This is a genomic window from Pradoshia eiseniae (assembly GCF_002946355.1).
GTDB classification, from domain to species: Bacteria; Bacillota; Bacilli; order Bacillales; family Pradoshiaceae; genus Pradoshia; species Pradoshia eiseniae.
Genome location: NZ_PKOZ01000003.1, coordinates 1 through 14,334 on the forward strand (window position 1 = coordinate 1; position 14,334 = coordinate 14,334).

The window sequence follows — 14,334 nt, forward strand, 5'->3', positions numbered from 1 at the left end:
TTAGCTAATTCTGCTATCCTTAGTAGTTTTGTTTCCATTTATTATCCCTACCTCTGTGTGTAGTAAATGTGTCCCTAATAAGGGCAATAACTGGTAGCTAGCCTTTCCTCCATCGGCATTACCCAACTTCATTGGTACTACGCTGCTATCCGACTCCCTACCCGGCATTTGGTTTCCTTACTTGTTATCGCTTGTACATCATACTCTTCTAAAAAAAACAGAAAAGACCGGTAGGGTCTCCCGAGTTGCCGTACCATATCTATGTATGACGTGCCAAGGTCTCTGACTCCAGAGAGGTTTTATCTTTCTCGCCTATAACAAAAGATAAAATATTGCTTTCTGCACGCAGTTAAGTCATCAGCCCTCTCGGTTTACAAACGTTTATGGAGCTCAATCCCTTCAACCATTTGGCTTTCGGCCCGCCACCTAACTGTCTACGCTTAAAGACCAAAGTTACCTTTGCCCCTCCAAGACTCGCTACGAGCGAATGGCTAGTTCTTACTCGGCGGGAATCCCACCCGCTATATGATACGACCTAGGCTCGGCCGCACAACTGCCCCTTTACTTCTATAAGGAATTCAACATAAAAAGGCATTAATCCTCCTTGAATCAATGCCCTTGATAGTACCACAATAATTAAAAAATCTTATGAGTATTTTTTTCTAATGCACCTAATTCAAATAGGATAGCAGCATCACTATTCTCACACCATAGCTCTTTAATATTTCTATCTTCAAATGTAAAAATCATAATACCCGTTTCCTTAACACGTTGGTTTTCAGAAGGAATATTAAACCATCCTCCCTTATATGTCATCCAACCCGTATAACGAACAACTAACTTATTATCTTGCTCTATCAAATCATCTATAATCCATTCATCGTCTTGGAAAACATTACGGTACCATTTCATAAATTCCTTCATTTTTTCTTTCGTATTATCACCGTTTCTTGAGTGATAAATAAAGTCCGCAGTCGTAAGTTCTTCTAAAACATCCAATTTACCTCTAGTAAAAAATTCATTAAACCACCTTTCAATAATTTTTTGTTTATCAATACTTATCATACATTTCCCCCCATAAAACAGATTTCCTAACTTATCAATATAATTCTTCATTCTTATTGAGCTAATCTGCCCCTTTTCTACAATAAGGAATTCAACAGAAAAAGACATTAATCCTTCCTTGGGAATACACCATTTGTACAAAAACAAAAGAAAATTTTTGAGTTAAAACATGGTAAATATATTTAGAATATAATAATGTGGAGGGGAGGGGAACTTATGGGAGCGTTGACTTTTGTGGCAATTATACCTATTCTGATAAATTTAGGATTACTCGTTTTTGCTATTTATGTTGCAATTAATATCTTAAATTTAATGAAACAGAAAAATGATTATCTAAAGGAAATTCGTGATGTAATAAGGAAAAATAATAAAGTTGATTAGCATTTACGTTATTTTCCACTATCAATTTTAGAATTAGAAGATTGAATACCATCAATGGTGGTATTTTTTCTTTGAGATGTATCTCAAAGTGTTTATAGGTGTTTTATTCGTTTTTGACAAGTTGAAATAAGCAATCTGTTCCATATGTTTAAATATCAATTTTTTTAGTTCAAACTACTTTGGTAAAATAGATTTTATTATCGTACCATTTTCTTTGGAAGGAGTAATTCATATTTTAAAATTTTACGTAATAATCGGATTCATAACACTGCCAATTTGGGGTATTGTTTTTTGCTTGAATTTGATTTCAATCATCGGAAAAATTAATGATGGAGAGGACCATCCTAAAAACACATTCTCGTTTACATTATCATTTGTAGTAATAATAACTGTAATTGCGATTCTAACAACAGAACCATAAATATTTCTCTACACTTCTATTTTACTTATTGAACAAACCTGCCCTTTTTTTTGATAAGGAATTCAATAAAAAAGATCTTCAATCCTCCTTGAGTTAACACCCCGTACTGAATAACAAAACATTTATTTCAAGACTATCCAATCCTTATACACTTCGGCATCTATCCCTAAATCCTTGGTCTTTAACCACTCAAACGCTTTTAACACTAACGGTGAAGCATTATCTAATGAAGCATCTTTTTCAGAAATCCAAACTGCTCCTAATGAATCTTGGCCTTCAAACTGTTCAGGAATTTCTATTTTTCCTCCCACTTTTTTAACGACATAATAGACCGCAATATGATGAACATTCGTAAACTCCTTCCATAACCAAAGCAGTTTAAAATCTATCACCCCAATGCTTTCTTCTATTTCAATTTCCAGACCTGTTTCTTCAAGAAATTCTCTTTTCATTGCTTCTGATAAAGTTTCACCTTCTTCTAAACTTCCCCCAGGTAAGTCAAAACGATTTATATATGGACCACCATTCTTATTTATAACTAAGAGTTTTCCATCCTCTACATAAATACCGTAAACTCCGAAAGCTCTGTGATACCTATTACTAGACATATTGAGTTATCCTCCTTATGACATTTTTCCTTCTTCTTGGATCAATGCCCCTGTTTGTAAAAAACATTTATTCACATACTATGCTACATTCTCACAACCTTGTAACTTCCGCCAATTCCTACCCGTTGAATTTCATTATATTAGTTGAAGTTGAATATTTAATTTTACGGCATTGAATCTGTTGCAATATGTATCAAACCAGTTAATATTAACAAAAAAAACATAAATGAGCTTCCAAACAATATAAGCTTCCTAATAATGATTCCCTCGTTGATTTTTTTATAAGTGAGAAACCCCAAGATTATAGAAATCCCCCATATAATTACACTCCAAAATGAAAATAAATACTGCGAATTAGCTATCCACAATCCTGCGATAATTAAATGAAAGATTAGCAAAAAACAAGCTAGTCCCTTCAATCCAACACACCCTTATCAATAAAATTTATTCTATATTCTATAAATCATTCTCTATGATATTTATTATCTCCTTATTCCGCTAACCTGCCCGTTTGTCCAATAAAGAATTAAGAGTTTTGAATCTATCTTGATTCAACAGTATGTTTAGTGATGAATCATTGATGTCTAAAATCAAATTTATCATTAGGTACATTTAATGTGTGCCCGTTGATCTCAACTGTATCATTGTCTGTCCAGGTAATATTGGCAGTTTCTTCTCGTTCATTCCAATAAATATTTTTGGCTTTCTTATTGCCTTCATTAAAGACCAACTCGCCACGAACAGCATATGACGTTGTAGCCCCTCTATTAGTGAGATATGCTTTTAGTGTGTAATGGCCGCCAGGTGATGTTTTTTCGATAAGATATTCTCCTTTTGGTAGTCTGTTCATATCGAAAAACGCCCAATATACTCCATAAGCAATAACCCCAGTAAATAATAGACAGATAACAAGGAATACTCTAAGTGCTTTTTTAGGAGCTTTATTTTTCTCTTTCTTCAAGTAAGTTGTCATACAGTTAAACCTCTCTCAGTACCGGTTAATAATTATATTAGTTCTCCTATGTATAATAAAAATCCTTCTTTCGCTAAACTGCCCCTTTTCTTCCATAAGAAATTCAACACAAAAAAAGACTTCAATCCTTCTTGGATCAATGCCTCCTTAATAGAATTAGAATTAAAACTGTACTTCTCCAGTCATAAAAGCAGTAAAAATACTTGCAAAAACCATTGCTAATATAATCAGTAAAATTACAATAAATATAGGAATAGGTTTTAGACGCTTGTCTAACTTTCCATAAAGAATAAATACAGGTATTATTATCAACAATCCAATAATTATTGCGATAAAGTCCGTAAAAGTAAATGGCTTACTAATATAGCTGTCTAAGTAGAAGTTAGTCAGCAGAACTACACCAAATAGTAGGAACTGTAAACCAAAAAATTTAACAAGGTTCATATTTTATACTCCCTTTTGGAATTTCTAACTTATTAATGAATATTTTTATCTTCTAAAGCTTTACCTATAACAAATCCATTCTGGTAAGTTTCAGAAAACCAATCTCTTTCAATTTTCAACTACTATATACAAAGAGCAGCAACCCCTCAATTAACCATTAATTTCTCAGTGAATAACTTATGCTAATTATTCGATATATTATGTTAATATTCCTCTTCTGCTAACCTGATCCTTTTCCGGAATAAGAAAAAAAGAGCTGATCACACAGCCCTTGACACTGAGTAATGCCCTCGATAGTTTAACTGTATTTATTTACATAGAACTATTCTCTATATGTATTTTCTAATAATCTAACTGCTTTAAACTCAATAATAAACCGTCATCTGTCATCCTTTTAATTTTGTATGAATTTAACTTTTTTTCAATGATTTTATCTGTTTTATCTGCTTTACTGAATGAAATTCTTACTGCATTTATTGCATAAATGAGAATTGATAACATGCCTGCACTTCCTAAGGCCACTCCTATACTTTCGTTCTCTGGAGGTTGAGTATCCATAACCTTTTTTATGTCTTTATAATAGTCTCCTTTAATAAGGATATAGTCAGATTTCACCTCTAAACCTGCTAATAACTCAGTTCGATTATATGCTTCATAAGCTTCTATACCGTTCTCTTTGTACATAACAACCCACCTTTTGAATGTCATAATAATTATACGAATAAATATAAACTGAAGTTTCAGTCTTTTTTACTTATTGGAATAAACTGTTTCTTTAGTAGCATAAGGAGTTCAATAGAAAAAGGCCGTTCATCCCCCTGATCCACCCTTCCATTTGCAGATTCAACCACACTCACTCCACATCTTTTAGCTACATCAGGTGGCGGGATTATTTATGTCTTTCCTTACTTTTTTCGAATGAATTATCCAAGAAGTTATTATTAGACCTGCTAACGAAACTAAGGTTATATACAAAAAAACAGGTAAATCAATATCTCTTGTTTTATTTCCTAAATACACACCTAAGCTAGATAGTGTTAATGCAAAAAAAGAATGATTAATACTTTTAATATATTTAATGTTTTGCACCAATTCCAACTGTAAACCACAAAGCTTATTGTAATGTAAATTTTAAAACTTTAGGTAGATACCCAATCGTATAGGCTAATAATGCATATCCTTTATTGAATAGGAACAATAGAGGAGGAATTGCTTTGACCGACGATTATCAAAGAATACGCCCAGGATTCGGATTTGGAGGATTTGGAAGACCTGGCTTCGGATTTGGCAGGCCTGGATTTGGATTCGGATTTGGAAGACCCGGATTAGGACTTGGCTTAGGCTTCTTAGGTGGTCTTGCTGCTGGAGCATTGTTGGCTCCAGGTCCCGGATTTGGATACTATCCACCACCTTACCCTTATTATCCGCCATATCCGTATCCACCATATCCTTACGGGTTAAATTATAATATTCCCTACTCTCCTTACTAAAACGGTAATAAGAAAAACGGAACGTCAACTCTTTGGCACTCCGTTTTACATACCTTGCTTTTTGAGTTAAACAATTAAATTTCCATTTTTTCTTCTAATAATCTTTACGAAAACAACCATTCTATAACATCAATTCATTTATAGGTTATCTTAATTTCTGTGAGGCTCCCCTTAATTCCTTGCCTATTAACCGAGCACACACGGATTAGGTTGACATCATTTTTTATACTCCATTCGTAGGCGCCATTTTTGATTTCAACCGGTTCATTTTCATTGATCGCCAATTCGTAATGGCTTAAATATGGAGTGTTGGATATAAACCTTAAAATCAAGTTCGGTTTCACAGAGAATAAATCAAAATGATTCATCATCTCCTCTACCGTTTTTAGAATGTTTTCCTTTATGATTTCCATCGGGTCAACAGGCTCTGTATACTCAAATAAGACGGCTGTATTATTCGGATTAAAGTAAAGGTCCTCTGCCCTTTCAGTAAACAGAGAATTGGAGAATTGCATAGCCTGAAACGTCATTAACTGACGTTTTCCTTTGAGCTGAAGAAATATATCTGTTTTTAGGCCATTGATGAACATCTTCGAACCTGCATAACCGAAATATCGGCCAATAAAATCTCTATATTCATTAAAGAAGGTCTCATTACTTAGAAAGCGAAACGAAACATCCTCAAACACGGCAAATATCTCATAATAACTTAATGGTATATCATCCTTTATGGCATAAACATTGAATTGCGAATCAATAAATATCCATTTTTCAAACCGATTAGACCAGACCTCAGTGACGGAATGCGCCTGACCGAAGCCTGCATAATCGGCATTTTCTGAAAGTACACTCAAGGACCTTGCGATATAGCCCATGGCTAACAGAATATCTTTGGTCACTCTTGCATATTCCACACACCGAAAGTTTTCCCCATCATCTGCTCTTCTCAGAATTTCTAAGGATGAGGCATCACCTGCATCATTCATGCCATCATGTGTCCAACGATTATTCATCCATTTCATCACCTCTAAAAAGAGATCAAAATCAGTTAATCCAGAAAAATCAGCGTATTGCAGGATGTACGTTCGAAGTTCGATCCATTCATCCTCATTGGGAAGGATGAATGATTGAGCCTGGCTATTTATTAATTGATTATTAGATTCCTGTATCATAATTTTTTCATATAATTCCCCCCTCAATCTTTAAATCGTTATTCTATCCCAATATCCTTCTTCCGCTGTTCTGGTCTGGATCTTTCCTATAAAATAAAAGTATAGCTTGGCATGGATTAGGCCATCGTGAAGATAAACGGTAGAAAAAAGAAGGGAATGCTTCATATGAAAGACCAAATTGATGAGTTAACTTTAATGCTGTTATATTTAACCTCTTTTAAAGATGATTATGGATTAGGTGAGGCTCAAAGAAGCTGGAAGGGATATCCCTTTGAATCTCTAAATGAATTATCGGAAAACAAGCTGATCGTAGATAGCAGGCGGTCAAAATCTGTTTATCTCACAGATGAAGGAATCGAGGAAGCTAAGAGGCTGATGAAGAAATACCATATAAACGGCCAATGAGGAATTCTCTACAACAGAGAATTCCTCATTATTTAAATCTATTTTAGGACATGAAAGACCTTATATCCTTTTTATATACCAAAATAGAAATTAGACTAATGATTAAATAGTAAATACCTGTAATAGCCAAGGCATCTATTGCTACCATCATCATTTCTTTCTTTAGAATTATGGCTCTCCATAGGAATGAGCTGGTGATAAACAATACAGGGAACACCAGAAAATAACCGACAAAGTATAACTTGATTTTCTTGATGCTATCCATTAAATCCCCCTTATATAAGGTAATCTCCGTCCAAACTCACTACCTATAATATACCTTTTTTCGCAACTACAAAAAGAGTTCTAAATTGCAGCCATGAACGCCTATTAATTCAATATACACAATTGATTCTCTTTCTTTCATCCTCAATAAAGTCATAAACAGCTACTATTTCTTCGTCATAGTCGTTTTCGATTTCAAAATACCTGACACCAGCTTGCAAACATTGTGCTTTAAATTCTTTATGTTCCTTGATTAGCTCATTTATCGTTCTTTCTTCTGGCCATATACGGCGTTCAATTACATTCCTATACTTCACTATTCCTGTATCAAAGTTTTCTCGAATATAATTCTCCGAAAAACCAATGAAGACGGGAATGATCCTTTCGGAATAATCCGCATCAAAGTCCTTTACATAGTCAGGCGATAGATAACATCCTTCAATAACGATATGCTGCTCATTCTCGATATTTGTCATTATAATCCCTTTTACGATTGGCCAGAGCTGATCCCCAATGACTTTGCTGCTATCTAGCGGGGTGAATTCGCAGTTCTTACCACCTCTATAGATACCCATTTTTAAATGGTCTATGGATAGATAAGGGATATGATACTTTTCTAGTAACTTCTGAGCCATCAAGGTCTTGCCGATACTGCTTACACCGCTTATTAAAATAATCATACATTGCCCCGTTCTTAATTGTTTTCAACTGAACGAATGGTTTTCATACTTATCCACTTTGCATGAAAACTTCCTCGTTAATATATCGTCTCATCTTGATTGCTTAATTGAATGATGAAAGGAAAAAAGATAATCAGTATTATCCCAATCGTTCCGCTTAGATAACCTAACCCCAGAAGAAAACCTCTATCTTTAAAGGACGCAAATTGTCTTGTCTTGCAATAAGGACATACTTTGCCCTTTTTAGAAAAACCGAGCAGCCACACATCTTTCATTCTCCATTTATTATGACAGTTACTGCATCGTGCCATTTATGCTCCTCCCTCCATAAGTCAAAAATTCCGCATGACATCAAGTCTATCCCCATACCTCTGAATCTCATTTTCTACTATGTTTTGCTAGGTAAATTTCTATTACCAGTGTACTTGAAGTTTATTACCATTTGGGTCATAAAAGTGGAAAAAGCGATGGCCATTATCTTCTTTTATATTCTCGACCTTAACTTGATTATCCATTAAGTGCTGATGAAATTTAGATAATTCAGGACTTGTAAAGCCTATGCTAAATTCCTGTTTATGATCAATTGTAAAATGGGCAAATGTTTCATCCTCAGTAGGAACTAAGATAAGTAAGAAAGGTCCTTCATTTATCCTAAAAATGGCGCGCTCCTCAGTATTGTTTAGTAACTGGAGCCCTAATACATCTCTATACCATTGTGCAGACAGTGCTAAATCTTTTACAGGAATTCTAATATAATGTACTTGTTCAATAAATGATTTACTCATACCCTTTGCTCCTTTGTTTAATCCGGTATCTCAATAGTTCCCGTCTATACACCTTTTCTATGTTGTTTTATTTTGTTGATTCCAGTTCTTCTAGTTAAGTCTTTTGGAATAGTTGAGTCTATTAGAATCAATGGTGATTTTATGTAAGGAATTATATTATTTTATTTCTGCTCATAATTACACTATTCCTTCTTCCGCGAACCTGCCCTATACTTCCATAAGAAATTCAACACAAAAAGGCATTCATCTTTTTCAGAATAACACCCTAATATTTGAAGAATGTTTAAATCGACTCAATTGCGGATTTTCAAATCACTTACAAACTCATTAAAAATGGCAATAGAATAGCTAAAAATCCAGCCACTAGTATGATCGTACCAAAAATCCGAGATAGTAATTTCTCGTCTCCTGAAACCCCGTTCCACAAAACAATATTCACTAGGAAGAGAGCTTTTTTCTTGAGTACCAAAAACCCGATAAAGATTAGAAAGAGCCCAATTAAGATACTGATGATGGTTTCCATTATCCAGCACCTCCAAGATTGTGATAATCTTAAAATCCTTGCATTAATTTTAACATAATTATCCAATTAATCGTGACTTTCACAATGTTTATTATGTTAAGTGGCATAATTACATCATTTCTGTAATTGAGTAGGAGGGGGCGACTAACCCCCGACCTCTCAGACCACCGTACGTACGGTCCCGTATACGGCGGTTCAATCAAGTTGATGACGCAAGGTTTCATACCGACCTTGTAGACTTTTGAGCCCTCGGGAATACCAATAGGTATTGCCGAGGGCTTTATGTAATATTGGACTTTTTGAGATCCGCCAATAGCCTTTCCGACTGTTCCCCCATTCATAGGCTTGTCCTTTCGGAACACCTAGGTTCATGAGGTGCCTTATCTTCGCCTTTGGGTTCTTCCAGTTCTTCCACATGCACATTCGCAACCTTCTACGTATCCATTTATCCAGCAATCCGAAAATAGCCTTCGTATCGGCTAACGCGAAGTATCCGCACCATCCGGTTAGATACTGGTTCAGTTTCTGAATCCGGTATTCCATTGGGTAAGGCATCTTCCTGGAAGTGATTTTCCGGACCTTCTCCTTCATTCGCTGGACGCTCGCTTTTGCGATGCGAATTTTCAGCTCTTTCGTCGATGTGAAAGTAAACCCCAGAAACTTACGTTTCCAAGGTCGGTCTACCGCTGACTTCTTCTTATTCACTTTCAATCGGAGCTTTCCCTCAATGAATCGTTGAATGCTGGCCAAGGTTCGTTCACCTGCACGCTTGGATTTCACGTAGATATTGCAATCATCCGCATAACGTACGAATCGATGTCCCCGACTTTCTAATTCTTTATCCAATTCATCTAGGACAATATTCGAAAGCAAGGGACTTAAGGGACCTCCCTGGGGAGTACCTTTCTCCGTACTAGAGACCACCCCATCAATCATGACGCCCGCTTGTAAATACCCGCGAATCAGTTTCAATAGAGGTTTCTCGGCGATTTTCTTCGCCAGTGTGCTCATCAGTCGGTCATGATTAACCTTATCGAAGAACTTCTCCAAGTCCATGTCTACTACCCATCTGTACCCATCTTGGATATAGCCTTTTGCTTTCCGTACGGCGTCATGGGCACTCCGGTTTGGGCGGAAGCCATAACTATGTTCGGAGAACATGGGGTCGTATATCTTCGATATCTCTTGGGCAATCGCCTGTTGAATCAAACGGTCTGTCACGGTTGGGATTCCTAGAAGCCGGATGCCGCCATCAGGTTTCGGGATTTCGACTCTTCGGACTGGCATTGGTTCGTAGGTTCCCTCGAGAATGGCTTCTCTGATGGAAGACCAATTTTCAATTAAGTGCTGACGTAGGCTTTGTACGGGCATCTCATCTACTCCATGACTTCCTTTGTTCTTTTCGACTCGCTTTAACGCGAGGAGCATATTCTCCCGTGATAGGATTTGATTCAAAAGCATCTCGTTTTACTTCCTTCCGTGAATAGCTTATCTTCTTATGCCAGTCGTCACTCCATCCTCCGGGAAGTCCCCCGCGGGATTCACCGCATCCTTCTTCTCGTGAGGTGTCTTACGTTTTCTATGGTCATCATGACAGACTGAATGCCAAGGGCTATTCTCTCTTGATTGTTCGGTCCTTCCGAATCGTTCTAGACCGATTCGTACTATGACCTCGGCTGACTTCTGATGGTTCAGCTGCCTATCACTAGACAGGTTATGAAGGGTACTTCACATCTCCATCAGACCTCCCCGGGTAAGGGTGCACGCTTTCTCTCCATGTCCCCACTGCATTTACTCTCTATCACCTTCGGCAGTAAGAGCTTTGTTTTGTTTAGCAAACTCACTCAATGATAGCTAGCCTTGTATGCAGTTCGTGTTCCTTGGGGCGGAGATTTGCCTCCGACTTCCTTCAGATTCCGCGTCACCACGGACACCCTTGTCTTTGGCTAACCCCTACTACTGCCTTCGAGGCTCGGGACTTTCACCCTATAGCTTACACCCATGCCGGGCACACTAAAAGGGAAAGGCAGCTAAATATAGCTGCCTTTAAATGTTATTTAAGTCTATTGTTATCTATAATCTCCAAAGAAAAATCCCTCTATTGAGGAGATTACCCAAGACCATTCAGTATAAAAGATATGGCTTCCTCAATTTCATTTTCGCTAACCGAATGTTTATTTAGCAATGCAAAATTAGAAATAAATAATCCACCTATTACAGTGCCTAGCATTTTTAAAATTATTTCATTCGGTATATCTCTAATTTCGTCCCGTTGTTTAAACACCTCAATCACTTTTATTAAGTGAGTGGATACAATTTCTAAAACAATGGGAAGGAATTCGTTTCTAAGTTCCTCTTTATAAAAGATTTCCTTAACGAACACCTGAAATATTTCTCTGTTTTTTTCGAGAAAAGCACTGCGATTTGTTAAAAGAGCTCTTAAAAATTCCTCAAAAGAACGCTTATCACTCATTAGTTCCCCATAGAGTTCATCTGCCATCGTAGGGAAAAAATCTTTTAGAAAAGGAACCATTATAGATAACAATAAATTTTCCTTTGTTCCATAATGTTTGAAAATTGTTCCTTCTGCTACGCCTGCTTTTTTAGCTATTTCAGATGTTGATGTATTTGAATATCCTTTTTCCGCAAAAGAAGTGATAGCAACCTCAATAATTTTCTTTTGCTTAACCGTTTGTTTATTGGATTTTTCAAGTATTTTAGCCATTTCATCCAGTAGATTATTATTAACCATTTAAATCACCATCTTTGCGTATAGCTGTAACGCTTCCGTATTATAGCTTACGATACTTTTTCAAAGCAAACAAATTTAAAATGATAAATACTGCTGCAAAAGCCAATAGAATATATAGATTACTACTAATTTCAGCTAAACTTAAGCCCTCGTACATGACTCCTTTTAATGCATCTGCTGCATAATACAACGGCATAAAGTTTGCGAATACTTGCAGCCAATCCGCCATTCCCTCAATGGAGAAAATACCTGAGAAGAATATTTGTGGCACGATAATAATTGGTATGAACTGAATCATCTGAAACTCGGAACTTGCGAAAGAAGATAATAATATTCCAAGTGACAAGGCTACAAGAGCGATGATGACATTGATTAACATAACCGTCCAAATAGAACCAACTAAAACCATATCCAATACATTTATCGCAAATAAAACGATTATAACTGTCTGTATTAATGCCAGTAATCCATAGCCAACAAGGTATCCTGCGACAATCTCTCCTCTTTTAATAGGGGTTGCTAATAGTCGTTCCAACGTGCCAGTTGTTCTTTCGTTTAATAAGCCTATGCCAGAGATTAAGAAAACGAAGAAGAAGACAAAGAACCCGACTAGAATAGGACTAAAGGTATCAAAAAGCTCTGTTTCACTGCTGCCATAAACATAATTTGTGTTCAAGGAATCTTGTGAGAGTAAATCACTCTGTATTGTGTTAGTCCCCATCAATTTTAATTGCTTTGCTTGAGTATCAATTTGCTTTACTTTCATTTCTAAGCTTTTCGCTATTGTCGGATCATCATTCAGTAAAGTTAAGGTTGTTTGATCGCCTTCCACTTGTAAAAAACCATCTAAATCTTTATCAAGTATCATATCCTTAACATTAGAAACATCGTTATATTCTTTTACTACGATATCTGCGTCTTCTAATTTTTCGATGATTTGCTGATTCGCATTAGCAACTCCTAAAACAGGATCAACGGTATTTCCATTAAAGACTAGGTTCATTAGTGTTAATACTAATAATGGAGCAACAAAGAGAAGAGCCAATGTACGCTTATCTCTAAGTATTTGCAATAAAATCCTCTTAATAAGTGCTACTGTTCTCATTGTACTTTCCTCCCAGCACCCAAAAATACCTCATCTAAACTATTGACATTATATTGTTCTTTCAATTGGCGAGGTGTGCCAGATGCTATGAAGGAACCATCTCTAACCATTGCGATATAATCACATTTTACGGCTTCATCCATTACGTGAGTCGTTACAATAATCGTTTTGCCTTCCTCGTTTTTCAATCTTAACAGCTCATTCCAAATACTTAACCTTAATTCAGGGTCTATTCCCACAGTAGGTTCGTCTAATATCAAAATTTTAGGATTTTGAATTAAAGCGATTGCAAGAGATAATCGACGTTTCATACCTCCTGAGTACGCTGACACTCTTTTATTCAGGTCTGCGGTCAATTTAACTAATTGTGCGGCATAGGTAATCCGTTTCTGTTTTTCAGTTTTGTCTAACTTAAAGAGCGATGCGAAAAACATAAGATTTTCTTTGCCAGTAAGTGCTTCATATAAGGCGTCTGATTGTGCCATATAGCCAATTTTTTGCAGGATATTTAAATTAGGCATTTTTTCACCTAATAAATGAACGGAACCTTCATCAGGAAAATCCATTCCAACAATCAGCTTGATCAAGGTTGTTTTTCCTGCTCCAGAAGGCCCTATAAAACCATAGATACTACCTTGTTTAATATCTAAGTTGATATCTTTTAATACCACTTTTTTGCCGAAACTTTTCGTGACTGCTTGTACCTGAATAGTATTCGTTTCATTCATTATGTAGTCCTCCTTTCAAAAAGTGAGTGTTTACTCACTCATGTTGATTATAATTCCAAGACAGCTAATTTTCAATATAAAAAAGTGAGTTATTACTCACTTTTTTCAGGTTATATATTATATTCTTCTGCCGCTAACCTTCGCATTTACTAGCATAAGAAATTCAACAGAAAGCATTAATCTTCCTCTTAAATCACCGCCCCTTGTTAGTTGAAGAATATGTATTAGAATTTAGAAACTTTCAAGCTCATTTTTCTAGTATTTAAGCTAATTTCACCGCCGATTGGTTATGACATAATAGGCTGTGTATGTCCAAAATCTAACTCATAAAGCGCAGGCATATGTCTTAGTTGTGGATGCTGATCCAATATAAATTGAAGTTCTTCTTCCGTTACATTCGAAGAGTTTTGAAAGCGTCCAATGACCAATCCTTTAATCGTTCCTGCAACTTGCAATAAACACCCCCTCTCAATTCCACCATAAGATGGATAACAGCTTCCCTCTTTTTTTCAAAACCTACAATCTATACGAAAACAGC

19 protein-coding genes are annotated in these 14,334 nt (G+C 36.1%); 3 read left to right on the forward strand and 16 right to left on the reverse strand.

Annotated elements, in window-relative coordinates:
- Positions 1 to 636 precede the first annotated feature (636 nt).
- Positions 637 to 1,065, reverse strand: coding sequence for an ester cyclase (locus CYL18_RS06810; RefSeq protein WP_161497096.1), 429 nt, complete (start codon positions 1,063 to 1,065; stop codon positions 637 to 639).
- Positions 1,066 to 1,281: 216 nt separating this feature from the next.
- Here CYL18_RS06810 and CYL18_RS19370 point away from each other — a divergent pair, with 216 nt between their 5' ends.
- Positions 1,282 to 1,446 (forward strand): hypothetical protein, encoded by a 165-nt coding sequence (locus tag CYL18_RS19370; protein ID WP_201741251.1) that lies wholly within the window; start codon positions 1,282 to 1,284, stop codon positions 1,444 to 1,446.
- Between the two features lie 543 nt (positions 1,447 to 1,989).
- Here CYL18_RS19370 and CYL18_RS06815 read toward each other — a convergent pair.
- The 4 genes from CYL18_RS06815 to CYL18_RS06835 all read right to left on the reverse strand — a co-directional run bounded on the left by CYL18_RS06815 (position 1,990) and on the right by CYL18_RS06835 (position 4,576).
- Entirely contained in the window at positions 1,990 to 2,475 is a 486-nt protein-coding gene (locus CYL18_RS06815) for an NUDIX hydrolase (RefSeq protein ID WP_104848747.1), read from the reverse strand.
- Between the two features lie 574 nt (positions 2,476 to 3,049).
- Positions 3,050 to 3,448 carry a DUF5412 domain-containing protein gene (locus CYL18_RS06825; protein ID WP_104848749.1) on the reverse strand — a complete coding sequence of 133 codons (399 nt, stop codon included), beginning with the start codon at positions 3,446 to 3,448 and terminating at the stop codon, positions 3,050 to 3,052.
- Positions 3,449 to 3,610: 162 nt separating this feature from the next.
- A complete protein-coding gene (locus CYL18_RS06830; RefSeq protein WP_104848750.1) occupies positions 3,611 to 3,892 on the reverse strand; it encodes a hypothetical protein in 282 nt (93 codons plus the stop codon).
- Between the two features lie 342 nt (positions 3,893 to 4,234).
- Complete coding sequence (locus tag CYL18_RS06835) at positions 4,235 to 4,576, reverse strand: hypothetical protein (protein WP_104848751.1); 342 nt, start codon at positions 4,574 to 4,576, stop codon at positions 4,235 to 4,237.
- 530 nt (positions 4,577 to 5,106) lie between these two features.
- Between CYL18_RS06835 and CYL18_RS06840 the strand changes: the two genes are divergently transcribed.
- A complete protein-coding gene (locus CYL18_RS06840) occupies positions 5,107 to 5,382 on the forward strand; it encodes a hypothetical protein (RefSeq protein ID WP_201741252.1) in 276 nt (91 codons plus the stop codon).
- Between the two features lie 134 nt (positions 5,383 to 5,516).
- Here the strand turns inward: CYL18_RS06840 and CYL18_RS06845 are convergent, their stop codons facing one another.
- Positions 5,517 to 6,554: a hypothetical protein gene (locus CYL18_RS06845; protein ID WP_104848752.1), complete on the reverse strand. Its 1,038-nt coding sequence runs from the start codon at positions 6,552 to 6,554 to the stop codon at positions 5,517 to 5,519.
- Between the two features lie 165 nt (positions 6,555 to 6,719).
- On the opposite strand from CYL18_RS06845, the gene CYL18_RS06850 reads away from it, so the two are divergent.
- Entirely contained in the window at positions 6,720 to 6,959 is a 240-nt protein-coding gene (locus CYL18_RS06850; RefSeq protein ID WP_104848753.1) for a DUF6429 family protein, read from the forward strand.
- Between the two features lie 43 nt (positions 6,960 to 7,002).
- Here the strand turns inward: CYL18_RS06850 and CYL18_RS06855 are convergent, their stop codons facing one another.
- The 10 genes from CYL18_RS06855 to CYL18_RS19085 form a co-directional block, all read right to left on the reverse strand.
- Entirely contained in the window at positions 7,003 to 7,224 is a 222-nt protein-coding gene (locus CYL18_RS06855; RefSeq protein WP_104848754.1) for a hypothetical protein, read from the reverse strand.
- Between the two features lie 109 nt (positions 7,225 to 7,333).
- Positions 7,334 to 7,903 (reverse strand): 2-phosphoglycerate kinase, encoded by a 570-nt coding sequence (locus CYL18_RS06860; RefSeq protein ID WP_104848755.1) that lies wholly within the window; start codon positions 7,901 to 7,903, stop codon positions 7,334 to 7,336.
- 77 nt (positions 7,904 to 7,980) lie between these two features.
- A complete protein-coding gene (locus CYL18_RS06865) occupies positions 7,981 to 8,214 on the reverse strand; it encodes a hypothetical protein (RefSeq protein WP_104848756.1) in 234 nt (77 codons plus the stop codon).
- 102 nt (positions 8,215 to 8,316) lie between these two features.
- On the reverse strand, positions 8,317 to 8,688 hold the full coding sequence (locus CYL18_RS06870; RefSeq protein ID WP_104848757.1) for a VOC family protein: 372 nt from the start codon (positions 8,686 to 8,688) through the stop codon (positions 8,317 to 8,319).
- A gap of 316 nt (positions 8,689 to 9,004) precedes the next feature.
- The gene (locus tag CYL18_RS06875; RefSeq protein WP_104848758.1) at positions 9,005 to 9,211 is read right to left on the reverse strand and encodes a hypothetical protein; all 207 of its coding nucleotides are present in this window, start codon (positions 9,209 to 9,211) and stop codon (positions 9,005 to 9,007) included.
- Between the two features lie 195 nt (positions 9,212 to 9,406).
- Positions 9,407 to 10,672 (reverse strand): group II intron reverse transcriptase/maturase, encoded by a 1,266-nt coding sequence (gene ltrA / locus CYL18_RS06880; protein ID WP_104848759.1) that lies wholly within the window; start codon positions 10,670 to 10,672, stop codon positions 9,407 to 9,409.
- Positions 10,673 to 11,321: 649 nt separating this feature from the next.
- Positions 11,322 to 11,963: a TetR/AcrR family transcriptional regulator gene (locus tag CYL18_RS06890; RefSeq protein WP_104848760.1), complete on the reverse strand. Its 642-nt coding sequence runs from the start codon at positions 11,961 to 11,963 to the stop codon at positions 11,322 to 11,324.
- A gap of 40 nt (positions 11,964 to 12,003) precedes the next feature.
- A complete protein-coding gene (locus tag CYL18_RS06895; protein WP_104848761.1) occupies positions 12,004 to 13,068 on the reverse strand; it encodes an ABC transporter permease in 1,065 nt (354 codons plus the stop codon).
- Complete coding sequence (locus tag CYL18_RS06900; RefSeq protein ID WP_104848762.1) at positions 13,065 to 13,796, reverse strand: ABC transporter ATP-binding protein; 732 nt, start codon at positions 13,794 to 13,796, stop codon at positions 13,065 to 13,067. The genes CYL18_RS06895 and CYL18_RS06900 overlap by 4 nt, the downstream gene beginning before the upstream one ends.
- 287 nt (positions 13,797 to 14,083) lie before the next feature.
- The gene (locus CYL18_RS19085) at positions 14,084 to 14,251 is read right to left on the reverse strand and encodes a hypothetical protein (RefSeq protein ID WP_236636299.1); all 168 of its coding nucleotides are present in this window, start codon (positions 14,249 to 14,251) and stop codon (positions 14,084 to 14,086) included.
- Positions 14,252 to 14,334 lie beyond the last annotated feature (83 nt).

What these genes read in the sequence shown, in the direction of transcription:
- CYL18_RS06810 (WP_161497096.1), bottom strand. Translation starts at nt 1,065, where the DNA reads ATGATAAGTATTGATAAACAAAAAATTATTGAAAGGTGGTTTAATGAA.
- CYL18_RS19370 (WP_201741251.1), top strand. Translation starts at nt 1,282, where the DNA reads ATGGGAGCGTTGACTTTTGTGGCAATTATACCTATTCTGATAAATTTA.
- CYL18_RS06815 (WP_104848747.1), bottom strand. Translation starts at nt 2,475, where the DNA reads ATGTCTAGTAATAGGTATCACAGAGCTTTCGGAGTTTACGGTATTTAT.
- CYL18_RS06825 (WP_104848749.1), bottom strand. Translation starts at nt 3,448, where the DNA reads ATGACAACTTACTTGAAGAAAGAGAAAAATAAAGCTCCTAAAAAAGCA.
- CYL18_RS06830 (WP_104848750.1), bottom strand. Translation starts at nt 3,892, where the DNA reads ATGAACCTTGTTAAATTTTTTGGTTTACAGTTCCTACTATTTGGTGTA.
- CYL18_RS06835 (WP_104848751.1), bottom strand. Translation starts at nt 4,576, where the DNA reads ATGTACAAAGAGAACGGTATAGAAGCTTATGAAGCATATAATCGAACT.
- CYL18_RS06845 (WP_104848752.1), bottom strand. Translation starts at nt 6,554, where the DNA reads ATGATACAGGAATCTAATAATCAATTAATAAATAGCCAGGCTCAATCA.
- CYL18_RS06850 (WP_104848753.1), top strand. Translation starts at nt 6,720, where the DNA reads ATGAAAGACCAAATTGATGAGTTAACTTTAATGCTGTTATATTTAACC.
- CYL18_RS06855 (WP_104848754.1), bottom strand. Translation starts at nt 7,224, where the DNA reads ATGGATAGCATCAAGAAAATCAAGTTATACTTTGTCGGTTATTTTCTG.
- CYL18_RS06860 (WP_104848755.1), bottom strand. Translation starts at nt 7,903, where the DNA reads ATGATTATTTTAATAAGCGGTGTAAGCAGTATCGGCAAGACCTTGATG.
- CYL18_RS06865 (WP_104848756.1), bottom strand. Translation starts at nt 8,214, where the DNA reads ATGGCACGATGCAGTAACTGTCATAATAAATGGAGAATGAAAGATGTG.
- CYL18_RS06870 (WP_104848757.1), bottom strand. Translation starts at nt 8,688, where the DNA reads ATGAGTAAATCATTTATTGAACAAGTACATTATATTAGAATTCCTGTA.
- CYL18_RS06875 (WP_104848758.1), bottom strand. Translation starts at nt 9,211, where the DNA reads ATGGAAACCATCATCAGTATCTTAATTGGGCTCTTTCTAATCTTTATC.
- ltrA (WP_104848759.1), bottom strand. Translation starts at nt 10,672, where the DNA reads ATGCTTTTGAATCAAATCCTATCACGGGAGAATATGCTCCTCGCGTTA.
- CYL18_RS06890 (WP_104848760.1), bottom strand. Translation starts at nt 11,963, where the DNA reads ATGGTTAATAATAATCTACTGGATGAAATGGCTAAAATACTTGAAAAA.
- CYL18_RS06895 (WP_104848761.1), bottom strand. Translation starts at nt 13,068, where the DNA reads ATGAGAACAGTAGCACTTATTAAGAGGATTTTATTGCAAATACTTAGA.
- CYL18_RS06900 (WP_104848762.1), bottom strand. Translation starts at nt 13,796, where the DNA reads ATGAATGAAACGAATACTATTCAGGTACAAGCAGTCACGAAAAGTTTC.